The organism is Peptoniphilus stercorisuis (assembly GCF_017874395.1).
Taxonomy (GTDB): domain Bacteria; phylum Bacillota; class Clostridia; order Tissierellales; family Peptoniphilaceae; genus Anaerosphaera; species Anaerosphaera stercorisuis.
The window spans coordinates 60,118-84,792 of record NZ_JAGGLJ010000003.1 but is presented as its reverse complement, the minus strand read 5'-3'; the positions used below and the strand labels follow the sequence as shown (position 1 = coordinate 84,792).

The following is a 24,675-nucleotide window of genomic DNA, read 5'->3' as shown; positions in this document are numbered from 1 at the left end:
AGTCTATACACCACTAAGACTACCATAAGCGGTAGTCTTAGTGTGTAGTATCAAATACTAAATAATTTTATCATTGAGCAGGCTCTAAGTCAACCTCATTTTCATCAAGAATTTCAGAATTTTCAAGTATTTCAAAATTTTCCTTTAAATCTTTAGAAATTCCTATTTGAACTGAACGATTATGTCTTACTCCAGTACCTGCTGGAATAAGTTGACCTATGATTATATTTTCTTTAAGTCCTTGTAACATATCTTCCTTACCTTTTATAGCAGCATCAGTAAGAACTCTAGTTGTTTCTTGGAATGATGCAGCTGATAAGAATGAATCTGTTGCAAGAGAAGCTTTAGTAATACCTAGTAAGTTTACAATACCTACTGCTGGTCTTAAGCCTTCTTTTTCAGCTTTTTTATTAGCTTGTAAATAATCATATTTTTCAACTAATGATCCTGGAAGAAGTTCTGTATCTCCTGGATCTTCAATTTTATATTTAGACAGCATTTGTCTTATTATTATTTCAATGTGCTTATCATTTATGTCTACACCTTGAAGTCTATAAACTCTTTGAACTTCCTTAACAATATATTCTTCTACACCCTTAGATCCTTTTACTCTAATTAAATCTTGTGGATATACAGAACCTTGAGTAAGTTCATCTCCCGCTTGTACATAGTCACCATTTTTAACTTTAATTCTAGCACCAAAGACAATATTATAACTTTCTCTTTGACCACTTTCATTAGTAACTATTACTTCACGTTTTCTGTTTTGTTCTTTTATTTCAACTACACCATCAATTTCAGCAATAACAGCAAGTCCTTTTGGTTTTCTTGCTTCGAAAAGTTCCTCAACACGAGGAAGACCTTGAGTAATATCAGCAGCTGCTGCTACACCACCTGTATGGAATGTACGCATTGTAAGCTGAGTACCAGGTTCACCAATTGATTGAGCTGCAATAACTCCAACAGCTTCACCAATACCAACCCTATTTCCAGTTGCAAGATTTCTTCCATAACAGTGAGCACATACACCAGTTTTAGTTTTACAACCAAGAACTGATCTTACTTTTACTTCTTTTATTCCTGCTGCTACAATTTCTTCAGCAGCTTCATCTGAAATTGGAGTATTAGCTTTTACCATTACTTCTTTAGTTTCAGGATTTATAATATCTTCAAAGGAATATCTTCCTTCAATTCTATCTTTTAATCCTTCAATTAATTCTTTTCCATCTTTAAAATCAGATGCTACAAGATATTCATCAGTTCCACAATCTTCTTCATTTATAATAACTTGTTGTGAAACATCTACAAGTCTTCTTGTTAGATATCCAGAGTCAGCTGTTCTTAGGGCTGTATCTGCAAGTCCCTTTCTAGAACCATGGGCTGACATATAAAACTCAAGTACTGAAAGTCCTTCACGGAAGTTTGATGTTATAGGAACCTCAATTGTTCTACCTGATGGTGATGCCATAAGTCCACGCATACCAGCAAGCTGTCTAATTTGGTTCTTAGAACCACGAGCTCCAGAATCAGCCATAATATAAATATTATTTAATGAATCAAATCCATCCATTACTTCATCTGTAAGTTCTTCTGTACAATCATTCCAGATTTCAATAACTTTTTCATATCTTTCTTCATCTGAAATAAGTCCTCTTCTAAAGGCTTTTTCATATTTATTAACTTTAACTGTTGCTTTCTCAAGAATACCAGGTTTTGAATCAGGAACCTCAACATCACCCATTGAAATTGAAATAGCTCCAATTGTAGAGTAATGATATCCTGCAGCCTTAATATTATCAAGAAGTTTAGCAGTTTCTATATTTCCATGTTTTTTGTAAGTTTTTTCAATTATTACACTTAGAAGTTTTTTGTCAATAACTCTATCAACTTCAAGAGAATATGGATCTTCTTCTCTATTTACAAAGCCAAGATCTTGTGGAATAAAATCATTTAATATAAATCTACCTGTTATAGAATTTACAATTTTTCCACGTTTGTCATTTTCATCTTTAAATCTTCTAACACCTACATGAGATTGAAGATGTAAATATCCAGCTAAATAAGCATGCATCAATTCATCAAAATCTTGGAATATCATTCCATCTCCCTTTAGAGGATCTTTTCTATCTAAAGTTAAATAATAACATCCAAGAATCATATCTTGAGTAGGAGTTGTAATAGGCTTACCATCTTTAAGTGCAAGAATGTTATTTGTAGATAACATTAGAAGTCTTGCTTCAGCTTGAGCGTGTTCAGAAAGTGGTAAATGCACAGCCATTTGGTCTCCATCAAAGTCAGCATTATAAGCAGTACATGCTAGTGGATGAAGTTTAATAGCCTTACCCTCCACTAGAACTGGTTGGAATGCTTGGATTCCAAGTCTATGAAGAGTCGGTGCACGGTTTAGTAGAACTGGGTGATCTTGAATTACATCTTCAAGCACATCCCAAACTTCCGATTTAGTTCTTTCAACCATTCTCTTAGCACTTTTAATATTGTGAGCAAATCCTCTTCCTACAAGTTCTCTCATAACAAAAGGTTTGAATAATTCAAGAGCCATATTTTTTGGAAGTCCACATTGATAAAATTCAAGTTCTGGACCTACAACAATTACAGAACGACCAGAGTAGTCAACACGCTTACCAAGTAAGTTTTGTCTAAAACGACCTTGCTTACCCTTAAGCATTTCTGATAGAGATTTTAAAGGTCTGTTTCCAGGTCCTGTAACAGGTCTACCACGTCTACCATTGTCAATTAAAGCATCTACAGCTTCTTGTAACATTCTCTTTTCATTTCTTACAATAATATCTGGTGCATTTATATCTAAAAGTTTTTTAAGTCTGTTATTTCTATTTATAATTCTTCTGTATAAATCATTTAAGTCAGATGTTGCAAATCTACCACCATCAAGTTGAACCATAGGTCTTAGATCAGGTGGGATTACAGGTACAGCTTCAAGAACCATCCACTCAGGTTTGTTTCCTGATTGAATAAATGCTTCAATAACTTCAAGTCTTCTTGAAATTCTAACCTTCTTTTGTCCAGTTGAAGTTTCAAGATCTTCTTTAAGTTCTTTAGATTCTTTTTCAAGATCTATTTTTTGAAGTAATTCTTTAATTGCCTCAGCACCCATTTTTGCAGTGAATTTGTCGCCAAATTCTCTTTTATATTCTCTATATTCTGTTTCATTTAACATTTGTTTTTCATATAGAGAAGTTTCTCCTGGTTCTACATTAGTAACAATGTATTCAGCAAAATATAAAACTTTTTCTAAAGCTCTTGGACTCATATCAAGTACAAGACCCATTCTAGATGGTATTCCTTTGAAATACCAAATATGAGATACTGGTGCAGCTAGCTCAATATGTCCCATTCTTTCACGACGGACTTTCGCCTTTGTTACTTCAACTCCACATTTTTCACATACTACGCCTTTATATCTTACTCTTTTATATTTTCCACAATTACATTCCCAATCTTTTGTAGGTCCAAAGATTTTTTCACAGAATAATCCCTCTTTTTCAGGTTTTAAAGTTCTGTAATTAATAGTTTCAGGTTTTTTTACTTCTCCATAAGACCATTCTCTTATTTTTTCAGAAGAAGCAAGTCCAATTTTTATCGAATGAAATAGTTCATGTTCGCTCAAGGAGCACTCTCTCCTTTCTATTTAGTAAATAAATTTACTAATCTTCATCTTCTTCGTCAAGGTCAACTTCAAACTCGTTGTCAAAACCAACCTCTTCATCTTCATCTATTTGTTAATCATCAGAATCGCCATCGATATCTTCACTTGAAATCTTCTTAATAGCACCCTCAGTAGGAGCAGAAGTATTTTCAATTAATTCTTTAATATCTTCGTCGCTTTGTTCAACATTGTCAATTCTATCTAAATCTTCATCATCATTTTGAAGATCAACTTCTCTTCCATTTTCATCAAGCACCTTAATTTCTAATGCAAGTGATTCAAGCTCTTTAATTAGTACTTTAAATGATTCTGGAACACCTGGTTGAGGAATATTTTCTCCCTTAACAATAGCTTCATAAGTCTTAACTCTTCCTACAATATCATCTGATTTAACAGTTAACATTTCTTGTAGAGTATAACTTGCACCATATGCTTCAAGAGCCCAAACTTCCATCTCTCCAAATCTTTGTCCACCAAATTGTGCTTTACCACCTAGTGGTTGTTGAGTTACAAGTGAATAAGGTCCAGTTGATCTTGCGTGGATTTTCTCATCTACAAGGTGATGGAGTTTTAACATATACATGTATCCAACTGTTACAGGGTGATCAAATTCTTCACCTGTTCTACCATCACGAAGTTGAATTTTTCCATCTACAGGATATCCAGCTTTTTTAAGAGAATCAATAATATCCTCTTCATTAGCACCATCAAATACAGGAGTAGCAACATGCCATCCTAATTTTTTAGCAGCAAGTCCTAAATGCACCTCTAAAACTTGTCCCAAGTTCATACGAGAAGGAACACCAAGAGGATTTAGTACGATTTGTACTGGAGTACCATCTGGCATATAAGGCATATCTTCTTTAGACATTACTCTTGAAATAACACCCTTGTTACCATGACGACCACACATCTTATCTCCAACTTGAATTTTTCTCTTAGTAGCAATAAATACTCTAACCATTTCGCTTACGCCTGGTTGAAGTTCATCTCCACCAGCTCTTGAGAAAGTCTTAACATCAACAACTATTCCATGCTCACCATGAGGTAGTCTAAGTGATGTATCTCTTACTTCACGAGCTTTTTCTCCAAATATTGCACGAAGAAGTCTCTCTTCAGCTGAAAGTTCAGTTTCACCTTTAGGAGTAACTTTACCAACTAAAATACTTCCAGGTTTAACCTCAGCACCACTTCTAATAATACCTCTTTCATCAAGGTCTTTTAGCATGTCGTCTCCAACATTCGGAATATCTCTTGTAATTTCTTCCGGTCCTAGTTTAGTATCTCTTGCTTCTGATTCATATTCTTCAATATGAAGAGAAGTTAAAGTGTCATTTATTACAAGATCTTGGTTAACAAGCATAGCATCTTCGTAGTTATATCCTTCCCAGTTCATAAAGGCAATTAGGATATTTTTACCAAGAGCAAGCTCACCTTTATCAGTACTTGGTCCATCAGCGATTATTTCGCCCTTAGACACATGTTGTCCTTGTTCTACAATAGGTCTTTGGTTAATAGTTGTACCTTGGTTACCACCTTTGAATTTGTGAAGTTTGTAAACATCAACCTTTCCATCTCCATCTCTCTTTAGAGAAATAGAATTAGAATCAACCTTTACAATCTCACCATCATCAGTTGCAACTATTACAACACCAGAGTCCTTTGCAGCTCTATACTCAATACCAGTTCCTACAACAGGAGATTCTGTAGTAAGAAGAGGAACAGCTTGACGCTGCATATTTGCTCCCATTAGCGCCCTGTTGGCGTCATCATTTTCAAGAAAAGGTATCATAGATGTACCTACAGCAACAATTTGTTGAGGAGAAACGTCCATATAAGTGATGCTCTTCGCATCAAATACGTCAACTACACCCTCATGTCCACGAGCTACAACCCTCTCATTGATAAACTTACCATTTTCATCTAATTCTTCATTAGACTGAGCAATTATTTGTACATATTCAACATCAGCAGTTAAATATTCTATTTCATTAGTTACAATTCCGTCCTTAACTATTCTATAAGGAGTTTCAATAAATCCGTATTCATTAATTCTGGCATAAGTTGTTAGTGATGTTATCAGCCCTATATTTGGTCCCTCAGGAGTCTCTATAGGACACATCCTACCGTAGTGTGAATTATGGACGTCACGCACTTCAAATCCAGCTCTATCTCTGCTTAATCCACCAGGTCCTAGTGCAGATAACCTTCTTTTGTGAGTTAATTCTGATAGAGGGTTGTTTTGATCCATAAATTGTGATAGCTGTGAAGATCCGAAGAACTCTTTAATAGAAGCCGTAACAGGTCTAATATTAATAAGAGATTGAGGAGTAGTTACATCAACATCTTGAACAGTCATTCTTTCACGAATAACTCTTTCCATTCTTGAAACACCAATTCTAAATTGGTTTTGTAAAAGCTCTCCTACAGATCTAATTCTTCTATTTCCTAAATGATCTATATCATCAACAGTACCAACACCAAAGAACAATCCAAATTCATAACTTACTGCTGCGATCATATCATCAACAACAATATGTTTTGGACTTAAAAGATCAATGTTTTTCTTTAAATTTTCTTTTAAAGCTTCAACATCATCACTATATTCTTCATATATTTCTTTAAATAAAGGATAATAAACTTTTTCTTTAAATCCAATTTCTCTCATATTAAATGGAAGTTCAAAACTATCAACATTTGCAAAATTATTACCAATAACTATAACATCTCTATCAGCTTCATCTTCATGTGAAGACTTAATAGTTACAATTACTTTATTAATTCCACTTTGTTCAATAGCTTCAGCCATTTCTTCAGAGATAATTTCATCCTTAGAAGCTAAAAGCTCTCCAGTTTCTTCATTAATAATATCTTCACCAGAATATTGACCAACAATTCTTGTAGCAATACCTAGTTTTTTATTAAATTTATATCTACCAACATGTGCAAGATCATATCTCTTACTATCAAAGAACATATTCTCAAATAGTGATTGAGCAGATTCTACAGTTGGAGGCTCACCAGGTCTTAATTTTTTGTAGATTTCAAGAAGACCTTCATTCTTATTAGAAGTAGTATCTTTCTCAAAAGTCTTTAAAAGACCTTCACTTTCGCCTAAAAGTTCTAAAATTTCACGATTTGACTCCACACCAATAGCACGAAGTAAAATTGTAATAGGAATTTTTCTAGTTCTATCTATTCTTACATTAATTACGCCTTGAGAATCAGTTTCAAACTCAAGCCAGGCACCTCTATTTGGAATTAAAGTAGAAGAATAAAGTTTCTTACCAGTTTTATCAGTTTCAACTTTATAATATGCACCTGGACTTCTTACAAGTTGAGAAACAACAACACGCTCAGCTCCATTGATAACAAATGTACCAGTTGGAGTCATAAGTGGAAGATCTCCCATAAATACCTCTTGCTCTTTAACCTCTCCAGTTTCTGAGTTAATAAGTCTAACTCTAACCTTCAAAGGAGCAGAGTAATTAGTATCTCTTTGTTTAGCTTCGTCAATATCATATTTAATCTCATCAGAAACATAATAGTCAACAAATTCTAAAATTAAGTTACCTGAATAGTCCTCAATTGGTGAAACATCATCAAAAACCTCTTTTAGTCCCTCTTTTAATAACCATTCAAAAGAAGAAGTCTGCACTTCAAGAAGGTTTGGTAAAGATAATACCTCGTCAATTCGAGAAAAACTCATTCTCTCTCTTTTCCCATATTTTACAGGATGTACCATTAAATTATTCACCCCTCATGATTCTTAGTAAGCACTAACTTACTCAATTAATTTAGAGAACACTACGCCACTCTAATTATTATTATGCAATTAATTATATTATCATATTTGTCAAGAAAAATCAAATAAAATGATGTATTTTTAATAAGTTTTTTTAATAAATTTATGTCAGATTGATAAAAATCAAAACTAATATGTAAAAAAAATCACGAATAATATTAAATCAAAAATTACAGTAAATGTAAAGGCTACAGAGAAAATTTCTTATGAAAACTTTCAATATAGCCATATATAACTAACTATATAGTATAAGTGTATATAAATCAACTATTCATAGACATATATCAATTAAAAAAGAGTAGTACTTAAACTACTCTTTTATTAATTATTAATTAATCTATATGAATAATAATATCCATCTATTTCAGATATTAAATCTTTCATAGAATTATATTCATATTTACTATTTGCACTTTCAGACCATACTGTATTTATACAATCTCTAAACACATTAACATTTTTTTCTGGAATTTCACCAAACTGTTTTTCAAAACTATTTTGAATATAATAAATAATTGATTCATTTAAAACTCTACTTTTATCATTAAAATTTTCTAGTAAAATCTCATCATCATTATATTCCTTATCTCTTTCTGTTGATTCATCTGTTTGAGTAGAATCATCTTTATTATCTTTTTTATTATTTTCTAAATCTTTTTTTAAATCTTCAATCTCTTCTTTAAGTCTTTTAATTTCTTCCTTAAGTTTAATATTTTCAGAATTTAAATTATCATTATTTTGATTTTTCTTTAAACTTTCTATCTCTTGCTTTAGAGAATCTATTCTATTATCCCTATCCTTAATCTCATTATCTTTAATTGATTTTATTCTATTTATCTCATCTATTAATTCATTAATTTTTCTATCTTTTAAAATTAAATCATTACTTGAAGAAGAACTCTCTAAATCTTTTTTAAGTTTTTCAATTATATTATCTTTTTCAACTAAATTATTTTTCAAAGAAACTTTTTCATCTTCTAAAGCATTTATTTTACTTTTATTATTTTCTTCCATTTTAGAAAGCCTCAAAATTTCCTTATTTAATAAATCTGCACTAGATCTATTTCCAATTAATTCTTCTAACATCTCTTTATTTTTATTATTTACTATTTCCATTTCAGACTTAATAGAATTTATCTCATTATCTTTATTAGATAGACTTTCAGTTAATTCTTTATTTTTATTAACTAATAACTCTTTTTTATTTATTAAATCATTGAAAGTATTTTCATTATTTAATAATATCTGATTTTTTTCTAATATAACATTCTCTAAATCTTTATTTTTAGAATTTATATTTTTTATTAACTCATCTTTTTTAACTATATTTTCATTTAAAACACTTAACTTATTATCATCTTCAGATGACTTTTCCTCTAATAATTTATTTTGATTTTCAAAGTCCTTTAGATTTTTATCCTTTGTCACTAATTCATCTTTAATATTTGAAATATCCTTTAATAAACTTTCAATATTTTTCTTTTGATCCTCTATTGTAATTTTATTTTCATTTAAAACATTAGATAAACTTTCTAAATCTTTTCTATTAGATTTTATAATATCTCCACTAGCTAATAGTTCTTTTGATAAATTAACATTTTCATTTTCTAATAAATTAATTTTTTTATCTCTATTAAGAATATTGTTTTCCAACTCTTCTATTTTTATATTTAAAGATTTTTGAACTTCAATTAAATCCTTTAAACTATTATCTTTATTTAATAAATCATTATTTAGATTTGTATTTTTCTCTTTTTGATTTTCTAAAGATTTTTTTAATTCCTCTATTAATAAATCTCTTTTAGATAAATTTTCTCTCTCTTCTAAAAGTTCTTTTTTTATAGATTCTATCGCTTTATTTTTTTCATTATAGCTTAAAGTTAAACTTTCTATATTTTCCTTTAACTTCTCTTTTTCTTCCTCATAGGATTTTACAACCTCAGAATTATTAAGATTTATTTCATTAATAGATTTTTCTAAATCAATTATTTTATTCTCTGCCTTAGACCTAGATAGATTACTTTCATCTAAAGACTTCTTTAAATTTCCTATAATTTCAGAGTTTTTATCTAAACTTTCAACTAGCTTAGCATTTGTACTTTTAAATTTTTCTATCTCTACATTAGTAGCATTTAAATCTTCTTCTAGTTTTGCTAGATTTTGATCCTTTAATATAATTTCCTTTGATTTATTCTCAATATCTATATTATTTTCCTGCACTTTTGTAGATAATGTTTTATTATCTTCTTTTGATTTTTTTAACTCTTCAGATAAAATCCTATTACTTTCTTCAGCCTTTGTTCTTGACAGATTACTTTCATCTAAAGATTTCTTTAAATTTTCTATAATTTCAGAGTTTTTAGAATTTTCTTTTGCCTTTATATCTAAACTTTCAACTAGCTTAGCATTTGAACTTTTTAATTTTTCTATCTCTACATTACCAGCATTTAAATCTTCTTCTAGTTTTGCTAGATTTTGATTCTTTAATATAATTTCCTTTGATTTATTTTCAATATCTATATTATTTTCATATACTTTTGTAGATAATATTTTATTTTCTTCCTTTAGGGAAATTAAATCTTTTTCTTTTAATTCTAAAATTTTTTTATATTCTAGATTTTCTCTATTAAACTTATCTATATCATCTGTTTTTTTAGAATTATCTTCTTTTGATTTTTTTAATTCTTCAGATAAAATCCTATTACTTTCCTCAGCCTTTGTTCTAGATAGATTACTTTCATCTAAAGACTTCTTTAAAACTTCTATTTCATCTAAAGCCTCATTTAAATCATCTTTTTTATTTTCTAATTTTTCTTTAGATTTATTATTTCCCTTTCTTTTAAATGTTTTTTCTTTTTCAACGCTCTCTTGGGATAAGGACTTAGTTTCCTTAGATTTATTTTGATTAATACTATTTTCTAAAACTATAGAATTATAAATCATAGTAAAGGCATCTTTTCTATTTACCTTATCTAAAATAGCATCTACACCTACAAATAAATTTTTATCTTTAGCAAGTTCAATCCAGCCATTAGGCCAACTCTTCTGTGCCTCTTTTATTTCTTCAATAGTTAAGGCCTCTGTATTCGCCATTAATAACATCTTTGAAAGCTCAGCATATGTTACTATACCATCTGGTCTAAACTCATTGTTTTCATAGCCCCTAATGATTGGATTTTTTCCATCAACTAATTTTTTTGATGCAATATTTATAAATCCATTTGCCCAATGATTTTTATCTACATCCTTAAAAGGTCCAACAACACTTTTAAAAGCTTCAATATCACTACTTTGATTTTTCATTTGAACTATTAACTTTACAATTTCAGCTCTAGATATATTTTTTTCCAAAGCTAAATTACCATTTGAATATCCCTTGACTAAATCTTCATTAATTAAATACTCCACCTTTTTACTATTGTTTAAATTAATATCAACTATATCCTTCGCTTCTATACTACCAGCACTACCTAATACCAAAGTTAAAGCAAGACCTGCAATTAGTTTTTTATTCATATTTTTCCCCTTTTTTATACTTAGGATATAATTATAATATTTTTAAAAATTTTTTCAATACATTTTTTTATTTTAGGTTTGATTACATAAAAAAAAGAGAAGCCTAAAGCCTCTCTTATTTAAATTACTTTATATAATTATTTGTCATTATATATTTTTCAGTCTTTACATATTGCTTATCTGAATTCTCTAATTTATAAATATAATCAATTCTAGCTTCAATTCCAATTAACTCTTCTAAATATGTCCTTATACCAATATTTACATTATCTGGAGATAAATATTTTAAAGCACCTACTGGAATACTCATATTTTTTGACATAGATATTAACTGCTTTCTATCTATTGTCGCAAACTTATCTCTATCCTTTAAATCCATAATCCTTATTTCCACAAGATTTTTAGCAACATCACCATCACCCTTATTTGATATTGTTAAAAAATTGATAATTCCAGTTACAATACCCTTTCCATTTGCAGATAAAATAGTAGTCTCATTTTTTTCTTTATTTATCTTTATCTCATAAACATCATCACTATAGGAATAATCAAAAGTTTCTGTCTCTCTACCACGCTTACTAGCAGCAATTACAGTTTTATTTATTAAATTATCCCTATAATCATTAATAGAATTTACTTCAGCAATTACAGCTTCATCCTGATCAATTAAATTTCTATTACTTATATAATCCCCACTATTAATATCCAAATCAGGATTTTTAATATTCTCATCAACAATATAACTAAAACTAACTAAAAAATCACTACTATATTCCACACTACTTTCATTATCTTTTATATCTGCACTATAAAATATCTCTCCATTACTATTTAAATTCTTTAAAGCTGCATCTATAAGTTTTTTAATATTAAAATCTTTATCATTAATATCTACTGAATATCTATCATCTCCAAAATATACAGCCTTAACCCCAAGACTTGGAAGAATTTCTGAAAATAACCCAGACTTATTTCCAACTAAACTTCCAATATGATCCTTTCCAATAAATTCCAAACCTTTAATATCTACAGAGATTTCAAACCTATCCTTCTCACTATTATAATGAAACTTAGACACATCAGCCTCAACAAGATTATCTCCACTTCCCGATGTAATATGAGTTATTTTTCTAGCATTATTTTCAAAATTTATTCTAGCAAGTTCCACTTCCTCCACTCTAATCTTTTTCTTCAAACTTTCAATCTCTATACCTAAACTACTTTCTTCTAACTTTAAAGACTCTATCTCCTCATTAATACTAAAAAGCCTAGACTCTTTATCCTCTAATAAACTTTTTAAATCTTCTAAATCTAGACTATAATTAGCTCCATCATCTTCCTTAACTTTTCCATCATTAGAAAAATCATCATCATCATTAATATCTAATACTTCACTTACTCTTAATTCAGCTCTTGTATTTTCATTTTCTATATCACTTATTTTTTCTCTTAAATCTCTAATTTCCCCCTCTAAAACTTCAGCCTCTTCCCTCAAACTTTCTAAAAGCGTAACCACCTTACTTAACCTATCTTCCTTAACTTTTAAATCTTTTTTTAATTTTTCAAGAGTATCTACCTTTTCTTCAGACTCTAACTCTTGCCTTTCATTTTTATTTTTAGATGATTTTTTCTTTTTTAACTTAACTTGCTTAGAAGAAATCTCCTGATTTTTTGAATAAAGCTCATCTTCTAAAAGATTCTTTCTAATCTCTAAAGCATTAGAAAACATAACAAAAGCATCTTCACGATTTACTATTTCATTAGGATTTTTATTTATAATATCATTATTAATCCCTAATCCCTAATTCCTCAGCCCATTTAATCCAATCATTTGGCCATGAAGCTTTTTCATCACTTAAAAGTCCATCATCTAAATCACTCTTTGCCAAAACAACAAGCATCTTTGAAAGCTCAGCATAACTTACACCCTTTTCTGGCAAAAAAGTTCCATTTGGATATCCATTAATTATACACTTACCACTCTTCTTAGTTGGAATAGAAGTTCCAACATTAATTTCCCCATTAGCCCAATACCTTACACCAACATCACTATAATTACCCCTAGTATTTTTTAACTCCTCAATCTTATCCTGCTGCTTACCAGCTAATACAATTAACCTTGTAATCTCCGATCTTTTAATACTATTAGCATATCCAAAATCACCATTTCCATAGCCTTGTATATAATTTTCACCTATGAGTTTTTGAATTTTCTCATTATTATTTAGACTATCATCACTTCCACTAGCATAAACACTAAAACCATTTGACAATAAGATTATAGATAAAACCAAAGCCAAACTCTTCCTTTTCATTCCTCTCACCCCTTTACTACATGACCATTTATTATTTACAGTCATTTTCTACCCAGATAAAATTATTATAAAACCTTTTCAAGAAAATAATCTCCTCTGTAAGTAAGTATATATGCCTATTACAGCCATTTTTGTATTAGGAGTATTTAATGGATTTTAAGCAATTTAATTTTGCAAATAAAAAATACACCGAATTAAATCAGTGTATTTTTATATTTTTATTTATTATTTTACTTCTTCTACTTCTTCTACTTCCGTTACTACTGCTTCTACTGTTGCTTCTGCTTCTACTAATTTTTTAGCAAATTCTTCTAATTCTTCTAAGTAACTCTCAGTAATAATTTCCTTAGTATCAAATCTAGTATTATTATTAAAATCATCTATTAATTTTCTTGCTTCTTTTAAATCAAATGAATTTGACAATTTATCAAGTTTACCTTTAAATTCTTTAGCCTCATTTTCTCTTGCTTCTAATTTAATTTTTAAATTTTCAATATTTTCTTTTTCATCATCAGTCATTTTTAATTTATCAGAATCACTTAAATTATCATACTCTGATATTAGTTTTTTAGCATTTTTTGGTTCTATTAAAAATTGTTCTAATTCTTCAGCTATATTTTTATTTATCTTATCTACATAACCTGAATCCATTGCTCCATTACTTCCATCTGTTAAGTGAGCTTTTCCATCTGCTGTAAATTCTATTTTCTTAGTTTCTTCTCCATTTATTACTGTTATTCTATAAGCAATAGCTTTATTTGCTCCTTCAACTGATTTTATTGTATTCCATAGTCCTTTTGTCATATTTGTGTTACCAAGATCTAACTCACCACTTATTACTTTTACATCTAATGTTAATCCTTTATCAATTATCTTGTTAAAATGAGCTAAAACTTCTTCAGCTGTTGCTTTTTTTTGTTTACCATTTTCTTGAATTGCTTTTACTTTAAACCTTAAAGCTTTTGTCGCTTCTTTATTTACAACCTTTTCAATAACAGCTTTACCATCTTCATAGATTGCTATTTTTGCAACTTTATCATTTTTTGTATTTCCATTTAATACTGTTATTCTATAAGGAATATCTTTTTTACCATTTTCTTTAATACTTTGCCATTCTTTTGTTGTTAATAATTTTCCATTTATTTTTAAAGTACCATTTTCTACTGATATATTTTCAGTTTTTAAATCAACTTTATATTCTTCATCTATATAAGTTTTTACATCTTCTAAATTTACAACTTTTTGAATTTTAGTTCCTTCTTTATTTAATCCAAATACCATAAATTTAATATTATCTGAAGTCAAACCTTTTATTTTTAATTCTTTAAGTCCATCAGTTGGAGCTCTTAATATTTCTTCTTCAATTACTTCTTCATTATTAGAAGAATTGTTTTTATGTTTTTTTCTTTTTTTACTTTCTTTTACTTCTACTGAATCTTTAATTTCTTTTACTTCTTCTTTATTTTTTTCTTTTAATGATTCACTTTTTTCATATATTCCATTGTAAAACATTGTAAAAGCTTCTTCTCTATTTACAGTTTTATTTACATCTGAAAATGCTACGTCTTCTAATAATCCTGATTCTTGTGCTTTTGAAATCCAAGTATTTGGCCAATTTGCATCTGCATTTTTTACATCTTCTTCTGTAAGGTTATCATCTGCAAGGACTACAAGCATTTTTGCAAGTTCTGCATAAGTAATTTCTCTTTCTGGTTTAAATGTTTTATCTGGATATCCATTTATCATAAATAATCCACTTTTTCCAACAGGACTATTTGTAGCTGCATTAATAACTCCATTTGCCCAATGATTAATTTCTACATCCTTATATGATCCTTGAATTTTTTCTAAATTTTTAGCTATATTCTCTCCATCGTTTGCATATACTAAAAGTTTTGTTATTTCAGATCTTTTTATTCCTTTGTTTAATTTTAAATCTCCATCTTCATAACCTTTTACAAAGTTGTGGTTTTTTAAATAATCAACCTTATTATCTATGCCATATACTCTTTGAACTTTAAAATTTTCTGCATATGTATTTGTGATAGTTCCAAGAGCAAGTGCCATAGATAGCATTAATACTATTCTTTTTTTGTTCTTCATTATTATATCCTCTTCTTATAAATTTTAGTTCATCTTAAATTATACAAAATTTTAATTATTGTTTCACCTAACAATATTATACTCCTTTAGTTTAATAAATTCCAGTCTAAAGGCTAATTTTGAACACTTATAAGTAAATTGTCCAATAGTCATTTTATACTTTTATCGTACACTTTATTTTAAATAGTTCAAATTAAAAAACACTTGAATTAACAAGTGTTTTTTACTACAAATAAAATCAACTTCTTGATAACAAAGCATTATAAAACATAATAAATTCATTCTCACGACTTACCTCTTTAGAGCTATCATCAACCTCTAATCCCCTACAAATTTGATAATCATTAGCCCATTTAATCCATTTCTTTGGCCAATTTGCATCAGCATCATTTGCCATATCAACAGTCAAATCTTCCTTTACAAGAACTACTAAAATCTTTGCAAGCTCTGCATAAGTTAGATTTCTATTAGGTAAAAACTTTCTATTTGGATATCCATTTAGCATATATAAACCATTTTGAGATGATGGAACTTTAGTCACCACTACAATAATTCCATTAGCCCAAAAAGATTGTTCAATATCAGCATAAGGATTTAAAGAATCTTGAAGCTCTTTAGCCAAATCCTCTTTTCCAAAAGCCTTTATAAGAAGTTGTGCCATTTCAGACCTTCTAATAGGTTTATCCAGCTTCAAATCACCATCTTCATAGCCTATTACTATTTTTTTGTCCCTTAAATACTTTATCTTATCATCATTCTTTTCAAAATTTTCTACCTTTCCAATATCACCAATATTCAAATCAGCCTTAGAGTCAATAGCACGAACACTTGTGAAAACTCCAATTAATAAAATTAGTAATATAATGATTACATACTTGTTGTTAAAGTCCTTTCCTCTCATCTTTCTCCCCCCAAACTTTTATATTACCCTTAACTAATGTTTACCACCGATTGAGGATTTAAAACGAAGTTAGATAAAAAAATGAATTATATTAGAGATTATACATTATAGGAAAGTATATAATATCCCCGACGTAGGGAACTACTACCAGAGGTCCGTACATATAAATCATTTAAAATCATCAACATACATTGTTTAAATGATTATATAAAACATTATGGGAATGGACGCCTTGGAAATGCGTCCCTACGCATACACTGTATAATTAAATTAAATTTTTATTATATGTATATATTCATTCCAAATATATATCGTTGAAATCTCATTTTCATAAACACGTTTAAGCGGAGAATTAGGGACAACCCTCCTTACGATAGATCATAAATATAAATATCATCAACATACATATTAATATAATTATATAAAACATTATGGGAATGGACGCCTTGGAAATGCGTCCCTACGCATATGTTGTGTAATCAAAATAAATCTTTTTAAAATCATCAACATACATATTGAATTGATTATATAAAACATTATGGGAATGGACGCCTTGGAAATGCGTCCCTACGCATATGTTGTATTGTAAGAAGCATTGTCGTGGGTGCCCGAATGTAATATATATAATTACAAAACCATAAATTAATTCCAAATCTATTTTTTCAAAATATCCCCCCACGTAGGGAACTACTACCAGATGTCCGTACATATAAATCATTTAAAATCATCAACATACATATTAATATAATTATATAAAACATTATGGGAACGGACGCCTTGGAAATGCGTCCCTACGCTTACACTGTATAATCAAATTAAATTTTTATTATATGTATATATTCATTCCAAATACATTTTTTAAAATTTTATGTAATAAAAAAAGCCCCAATGGGCAATTAAATCAACTCTTTGAAACTCCACCAGCTACTCCAGTTATTGCTACTCATTGATCTGGGACAAATCTTTCTACTTGCATCATAATGTCGTGCTACATTTTCCCAAGGAATTTTATAAAACTCCATCAAAAACCTAATTAATTTAAGGGTGTTTTCTTTAGTCTTTTCAAAATCAGAGTCGGAGTTTACACACATTTCTATACCAATAGAGTTTCTATTTGTAATACCATATCTACCTCGCCCATCGCCACAATGCCAAGATGCAAGGTTTACTTCTACTGTTTCTATTATCTCACTATCATCTACGAAAAAGTGTGCTGATGCATTTCTATTTGCACTATTAAAATATTTAAAGTGTGCAAGGGCATTTGCACCTTTAGAAGTATTTCCCGTATCGTGAATAATGATAAATCTCGGCAAAGTATTATATCTACTGGAATAATTAAATTTTATAGGACATTTATTAATCAACATTATATACCTCCTTTAATTTTTCAAGGGCACGTCTTTTAGTATTTACAACAGTCCATTTTGAAATATTTAGCTTTTGTGCTATTTCTTTGTGGGATAGCTTCTCATAATAGTACATAAGTAGAATATCTCTTTGTCTTAATGTTAAAATCTCAAGTTTCTTTTTTAAAAATTCTACTTCTTCATAAAATATAAATTCCTCCTCAATATTTTCTTTTGAAGAAATTAGATTTACTATGTCTTCTTCTTCATCTGTTTTTGAAATATCTTTTTCAATGTTTTTTAAGTATTTTAATGTTTCAATATAATGATATTTTAAATAGGACTTTGCCATTGCAAGAAAATTCGCCTTTTCTTCGTCATAGAGTTCTAAGCATTCTAGTATTATTACTATTCCATCTTGATATAAATCTTCATAATGTAAATATATTGGGCAATATTTTTTGATTGAGGATTTAATAAGTGGGGACAATTTTTCTATTAATCTAACCTTTGCCATCTCCTGATTATTTTTTGCAAGATAGATCAGTTCATCTAATTCTTCGTATTCTTTTTTCATTTTAACCTCCTTCATATATATCAAACATTCGTTCGTAATTACATTATAGAATATATGTTCGGATAAATCAAGGAAATTAGGAAATATTAAATAAGGAGAATTGTTATAAAAATAAAATGTATGTTGAATATTGTAAGGATCATTGTCATGGGTGCCCGAATATATCGTTCAAATATTATTACAATATATACATTACAAACGGAGGGTTAGGGACAACCCTCCTTACGTGGTACTATAGGAATGGACGCCACGTGGTACTATAGGAATGGACGCCTTGGAAATGCGTCCCTACGCATACGTTGAATATTGTAAGGAGCATTGTTATAAGAATAAAATATATGTTAAATTTATCCCCCGACGTAGGGAACTCTCTCCGAGAGGTCCGTACAAATAAATCATTTAAAATCATTATTTCAAAACGTATTTATTTACAAAATCATAAATTCGTTGAGATGTCATTTTCATAAACACGATTTAAACGGAGGGTTAGGGACAACCCTCCTTACGTGGTGCTATGGGAATGGACGCCTTGGAAATGTGTCACTACGCATATGTTGTGTATTGTAAGGAGCATTGTCCCCAATGCTCAGCATATAATGTATGTAATTAAACAATCAAAAATTCGTTCCAAATCTATTTTTTCAAAATATCCCCGACGTAGGGAACTCTCTCCGAGAGGTCCGTACATATATATCTTTTTATTTTCATCAACATACATTGTTTAAATGATTATATAAAACATTATGGGAATGGACGCCTTGGAAATGCGTCCCTACAAATACACAGTTTAATCAAATTAAATTTTTATTATTAATTTATCCCTGACGTAGGGAACTCTCTCCGAGAGGTCCATACATATATATCGTTCAAATATTATTTTTATATATGCGTTTAAACGGAGGTTTAGGGACAACCCTCCTTACGTGGTGCTATGGGAATGGACGCCTTGGAAATGCGTCCCTACAAATACACAGTTTAATCAAATTAAATTTTTATTATTAATTTATCCCTGACGTAGGGAACTACTACCAGAGGTCCATACATATATATCTTTTTATTTTCATCAACATACATTTTTTAAGATTTTATAAAAGATTATTGGAATGGACGCCTTGGAAATGCGTCCCTACGCATATGTTGTGTATTGTAAGGAGCATTGTCGTGGGTGCCAGCATATAATGTATGTAATTAAACAATCAAAAATTCGTTCCAAATCTATTTTTTCAAAATATCCCCCGACGTAGGGAACTCTCTCCGAGAGGTCCATACATATATATCGTTCAAATGTCATTTTCATAAACACATTTTAAACGGAGGGTTAGGGACAACCCTCCCTACAATAAGGTCCGTACAATTAAATCTTTTTATAATCATCATTTCAAAACGTATTTTGCATATCGTAAAGAACATTGTATCAACGTAGGGAACTCTCTCCGAGAGGTCCAAACATATAAATCTTTTCAAATATATATCGTTCAAAAGTTATTTTCATATACACGTTTGAAATGGAGGGTTAGGAACAACATTCCCTACGAAAAAATCATATATCAAAAAACACAATAAAAAAAGGACACCAAAAGGTATCCTAAAAAAAGAAAAACCTAAGGATTTCTCCTTAGGTTTAAATTCTTTATTAAGCTAATTAAGCTTCAACTTCATACTCTACTGTAGATTTAACATCATCAACTTTATCTAATGATAAAGTTACAGTAGCATCATGTTCGCCAGCTGTCATATTAATATCTGATGCTTTAACTTCAGTAGCAGTTACACCTTTGTAATCTTTTATAACTTCTGCAACTTCATCATTTATTGCTTGAGCTATTTCTGCTGCTGTTGCTGTATTTTCGAATTTTGGAAGTTTAATAGCATCTACATCAAATTTAGCTTCTTTAATTTTTTCAGCAGCTAATTCTGATTCACTTAATGCTTTAATATCTTCAACTACTTTAATTTCTCCATCATCACTAATTTTGATTACTCTTACTTTTGATAAGTTATCATAATCATTGTTAGTAAATACAAAAACTAAATTAGCATCTTTTTCTTTATATTCAGATTTATCTAATGATTTACCAAGACCTTCAGTAATTGTAACTGAATCATCTTTTCCGCTTCCTCTCTTTGAAAGAAGTTTTTCAAAGTAAGTGTAGTTTAATGTTACATCATCAGTTTTAGTAAAGTCAACATTTCTAACATATCCTAATCTGTCATATTTTCCAAAGTAATATTCAACATTTTTGTCGCTTCCTGTTGATTCTAAATCTCCTTCAAGATCTGTGTTTTTGTCAAGAATAGAAATTACATTAACAACATTGTTTTTACCATCTTTTTCAAGAGCAAATTGGATTATTGATCCTTCTTTAAAGTCTTGTTTTGCTGTAAAGATGTCTGCATCTTCGATATTAAGGATTGATTTTCTTCCTTCATTATCTTTAACTACAATTACATCTCCATCAATTTCATCAACTTCAACGATTGGGTATTTGTCAGTATCATCATGTTCGATTAGTACTTCCCAATCATATGAGTCGTCAACTGAGTCATAAGTGTATTCTACAACGTCAAGTTTTTCGAATGAGTTGAATGGCATTCTGTTAGTATTTTTAAATTGATTTTCATCGAATTTTTTACCATCAGTGTTTTCAAGAGTTACGTCACCTTTTGAAGTAACTTCGTTAACTACTCTGTAAGTTTCAGCCATGTCATTGTCTTTTGAAACAATGTTAAATACGATAACTTTCGCTTCTGCTTTTGAACCAATTGTTCCAATAGCAGTATTGCTTGAGTTGTCGTCATATCCTACATATACGTTAGGAACGAAATCAAGATTATCTCTGTAACCAATAAGTCTGATTGCTTCATAAACGTCTTTAACTTCTTTCATTTGGTTGTTAGCTGGGTTAGCAATGAATACTCTAGCGTCTTCATCATCAACTTTAATTACATTTTCAGTATTAAGTTTAATTTCGCTATTAGCAGCTCTATCTTTTTGTTCTTCTACATAAACAAAAGTTAATTTGTTTACATCAGTTTTTCCATCAAATCCAAATTTAACATAAGAAGTAATAGTATTATCATCTAAGTCACTATACTTCATACCTTTTGTTGCAAATTCTTCTTTATCAATAACATTTGTTTTAAACATTTTAGTTGAGATTGTAGCATCAGCAACATTATCCCATCTAGCATTGTCTTCAACTAAAGTTATTGCTTTTTCATGTCCAAGTGTAATTGCGTCATCTTTTCTATTTTTAAGAGCTCCTTCTTCAGGGTTTCCTAGTTCAAGAATATGTGTAACTTCTTTTTTGTCATTATACATAATTCTTACTAGTGAACCTTTGTAGAATTCAGCGTCTTTCATTGTAGAAACTTTAATTACATTATCATTATCTTTTTCTTTTTCTCCGTTAACATTGTGTTTAACGAATACTGTATCATCAGTAATTTTGTATTCTTGTTCTGAATCTTGGTTAAGAGTTAGAACTTTGTTTGATAATTTTGAAAGAACTCCGATTTCGTCATTAGCTGCTTCTCTTTTGAAGTTTTGCATTTTGTAAAGAGCGTTGTAAAGCATAGTGAATGCATCTGCTCTTGTAGCAAAAGCGTCTGAGTTTGCAACTGTAACGTCATCTAGGATTCCTAGTTCTGCTGCCCAAGTCATCCATTGTGATGCCCAGTTAGCGTTAGCTGTTTTAACCATGTCTGCTGTTAGGTCTTCTTTTGCAAGTACTACTAACATTTTAGCAAGTTCTGCATAAGTTACGTTTCTTTCTGGTAGGAAAGTTCCGTTTGGATATCCTTGTAGCATAGCTTGGTTATTTGAGCTTGATGGAACTGTAGTTCCAACTGTGATTACTCCGTTTGCCCAGAAAGCTGTGTCAACGTCTGAGTAAACTTTCATTGATCCTTGTAGTTTTTCTGATAGTTCTTTATGACCATTAGCAAAAACTAAAAGTTTAGTGATTTCAGATCTTTTGATATTTTTATCGTATCCGTAATCTCCGTCTTCGTATCCTTCAACAAACTTCTTGTCGATAATATATTGAATTTTATTATCTTTACCAACAATTTTTTCAACTTTTTCAACTTTTGTTTCAGTTGTTTTTTCGTCTTTTTTGTCAGTAGTAGAAGCTGCGAAGACACTTGTGAATGTTCCTAGTACCATTACTAGTGATAGTACTAGAGATAAGAATTTCTTATTGTTCATAATGTCTTTCGACCTCCTTAAAATTTTTGTAGACTCTACAAAAGTCTTAAAACTTTTGCTTGTTGTTATTCTAAACAACATATCTTCGAGGTAGACATTAAATATCTTTGCTTAAAAAATATTTAGTTGTCAAGTTCCTCGTTCATTAATATTATACACTACTGCCCTTAAATGTAAAATTACAGTTGTGTTACAAAGGGGCTTTTTTTGAAATATTGTTGTCATTTTACCTTTTAAATGTGGTAGTTTCAATGGTTGTATGGTTTTTAGGTTTTGTTAATAATTTTTGATTTTTGAGATTTATTATGTATTTTGTCATGTTGAATCTTTTGAAAATATGGGTTTATTAAATATATTGTTAAGTTTAGTTAATTTTTGTGGGGAGTGTTTTGAAGGTAATAATTTAAATAATGTGTGTTTGAATGGTATGTATGGAGCTATATTATATATAAAAAATTTAATTTGATTATACAGTGTAATCGTAGGGACGCATTTCCAAGGCGTCCATTCATATAATGTTTTATATAATCAATTTGATATGTATGTTGATAATAATTTTAAAAAGATTTAGATGTATGGACCTCTGATAGTAGTTCCCTACGTCAGAGATATTATATATATATAAAAAATTTAATTTGATTACACGATGTTTGCGTAGGGACGCATTTCCAAGGCGTCCATTCATATAATGGTTTATACATTCAATTAAACAATGTAATTTGAAACTAATATATGACTGTGTATATATGTGAATTACAAAACGATAATTTTAAAATGATTTAGTTGTTCGGACCTCTCGGAGAGAGTTCCCTACGTCAGAGATATTATATATTAAAAGTTTAATTTGATTATACAGTGTAAGTGTAGGGACGCATTTCCAAGGCGTCCGTTCATATAATGGTTTATATAATCATATTGATGTGTGTGTTGATGATGATAAATGATTTAATTGTTCGGACCTCTGGTAGTAGTTCCCTACGTCAGAAGATTTTTTATATATATAATTTTTTTGGGGGTTGTTGCCAATATCTTTTCAAATTATAATTAGTAGGGGGTGTTTCTTTTGAAATCTAATTTATCAACTTATAGACGCTTTAAGAGGTTTCTTATTGTAAATCTTGGCAATTTTATTATTGCTGCTGGGCTTCACTTTTTTCTTGCACCTGATAATCTTGCTGCTGGTGGGAGTTCTGGTCTTGCGATTTTGATTGCTACTATTTTTCCAAATTTGTCAATTAGTGTTATTTTATTTTTAATAAATTTTATACTTTTTGCTGTGGGACTTGCTACTATTGGTAAGGTTTTTGGTGCTTATACTATTTATTCAACTTTTGCTATGTCTTTTTTCTTAGGTATTTTGGAGAGGTTTACTCCTATTACTACTCCTATTACTGATGATATTTTCATTAATTTATTTTTTGGAATTTTAATTCAGGCTATTGGTGTTGGTTTTGTTATTAATGAGGGTGCTTCGACTGGTGGTACGGATATTATTGGTAAGATTATTGAAAAGTATTCGCATATGTCTTTTGGTTTTGGGCTTGCTATTAGTGATGGGCTTATTACTATTGGGGCTCTTATTTTGTATGGTCCGAAGATTGCTATGTATTCGCTTTTTGGAGTTTTTGTAAATTCTCTGATTGTTGATAGGATTCTTGCTGGTTTTGGTTCTAAGTTTAGTCTTACTGTTTCTTCTGATTGTCTTGATGAGATTAATGATTTTATTATTGTTAAGCTTTATCGTGGAAGTACTATTTATGAGGCTATTGGTGGATATTCTAATGAGCAAAGGAAGATTTTGACTACTGTTGTGGACAGAAAGGATTACATAAAGCTTAGAAATTTTATTAATAAGATTGATCCTAGTGCTTTTATTTATGTTTCACAGGTTAGTGAGGTTTCGGGGCTTGGGTTTACTTTTGATTAGGGTGGTTAGCCATCCTTTTTTTATTGTGTGGATATGTGTATTACCTTATAAAAGATATATATGTACGGACCTCTCGGAGAGAGTTCCCTACGTCAGAGATATTTTATATAAAAAATTTAATTTGATTATACAGTGTAAGTGTAGGGACGCATTTCCAAGGCGTCAGTTCATATAATATTTTGTATAATCAATTTGATATGTATGTTGATAATAATTTTAAAAAGATTTAATTTGATTGCACAATGTTTGCGTAGGGACGCATTTCCAAGGCGTCCATTCCCATAATA

Annotated in this window: 11 protein-coding genes; 1 reads left to right on the top strand and 10 read right to left on the bottom strand. The window is 29.8% G+C overall.

Annotation, left to right across the window (positions count from 1 at the left end; translation table 11 throughout):
* Positions 1 to 70 precede the first annotated feature (70 nt).
* The 10 genes from rpoC to J2Z71_RS01975 all read right to left on the bottom strand — a co-directional run bounded on the left by rpoC (position 71) and on the right by J2Z71_RS01975 (position 22,461).
* The gene (gene rpoC / locus J2Z71_RS02020) at positions 71 to 3,646 is read right to left on the bottom strand and encodes a DNA-directed RNA polymerase subunit beta' (protein ID WP_210060186.1); all 3,576 of its coding nucleotides are present in this window, start codon (positions 3,644 to 3,646) and stop codon (positions 71 to 73) included.
* 112 nt (positions 3,647 to 3,758) lie between these two features.
* Entirely contained in the window at positions 3,759 to 7,430 is a 3,672-nt protein-coding gene (gene rpoB, locus J2Z71_RS02015) for a DNA-directed RNA polymerase subunit beta (RefSeq protein ID WP_210060268.1), read from the bottom strand.
* A 381-nt stretch (positions 7,431 to 7,811) separates the two neighbouring features.
* On the bottom strand, positions 7,812 to 11,006 hold the full coding sequence (locus J2Z71_RS02010) for an S-layer homology domain-containing protein (protein ID WP_210060185.1): 3,195 nt from the start codon (positions 11,004 to 11,006) through the stop codon (positions 7,812 to 7,814).
* Between the two features lie 124 nt (positions 11,007 to 11,130).
* Positions 11,131 to 12,735 (bottom strand): hypothetical protein, encoded by a 1,605-nt coding sequence (locus J2Z71_RS02005; RefSeq protein ID WP_210060184.1) that lies wholly within the window; start codon positions 12,733 to 12,735, stop codon positions 11,131 to 11,133.
* Positions 12,736 to 12,793: 58 nt separating this feature from the next.
* Positions 12,794 to 13,321, bottom strand: a complete 528-nt coding sequence (locus J2Z71_RS02000; RefSeq protein WP_210060183.1) for an S-layer homology domain-containing protein — start codon at positions 13,319 to 13,321, stop codon at positions 12,794 to 12,796.
* Between the two features lie 225 nt (positions 13,322 to 13,546).
* Entirely contained in the window at positions 13,547 to 15,424 is a 1,878-nt protein-coding gene (locus J2Z71_RS01995; RefSeq protein ID WP_210060182.1) for an S-layer homology domain-containing protein, read from the bottom strand.
* 238 nt (positions 15,425 to 15,662) lie between these two features.
* A complete protein-coding gene (locus tag J2Z71_RS01990) occupies positions 15,663 to 16,325 on the bottom strand; it encodes an S-layer homology domain-containing protein (RefSeq protein ID WP_210060181.1) in 663 nt (220 codons plus the stop codon).
* A gap of 896 nt (positions 16,326 to 17,221) precedes the next feature.
* On the bottom strand, positions 17,222 to 17,695 hold the full coding sequence (locus J2Z71_RS01985; RefSeq protein WP_210060180.1) for a peptidoglycan recognition protein family protein: 474 nt from the start codon (positions 17,693 to 17,695) through the stop codon (positions 17,222 to 17,224).
* Entirely contained in the window at positions 17,685 to 18,251 is a 567-nt protein-coding gene (locus tag J2Z71_RS01980) for a sigma-70 family RNA polymerase sigma factor (RefSeq protein WP_210060179.1), read from the bottom strand. Before J2Z71_RS01980 ends, J2Z71_RS01985 begins: the two co-directional genes overlap by 11 nt.
* Before the next feature lie 1,642 nt (positions 18,252 to 19,893).
* Complete coding sequence (locus tag J2Z71_RS01975) at positions 19,894 to 22,461, bottom strand: S-layer homology domain-containing protein (protein ID WP_210060178.1); 2,568 nt, start codon at positions 22,459 to 22,461, stop codon at positions 19,894 to 19,896.
* Between the two features lie 1,063 nt (positions 22,462 to 23,524).
* On the opposite strand from J2Z71_RS01975, the gene J2Z71_RS01970 reads away from it, so the two are divergent.
* Positions 23,525 to 24,388 (top strand): YitT family protein, encoded by an 864-nt coding sequence (locus J2Z71_RS01970; RefSeq protein ID WP_210060177.1) that lies wholly within the window; start codon positions 23,525 to 23,527, stop codon positions 24,386 to 24,388.
* Positions 24,389 to 24,675: the final 287 nt, after the last annotated feature.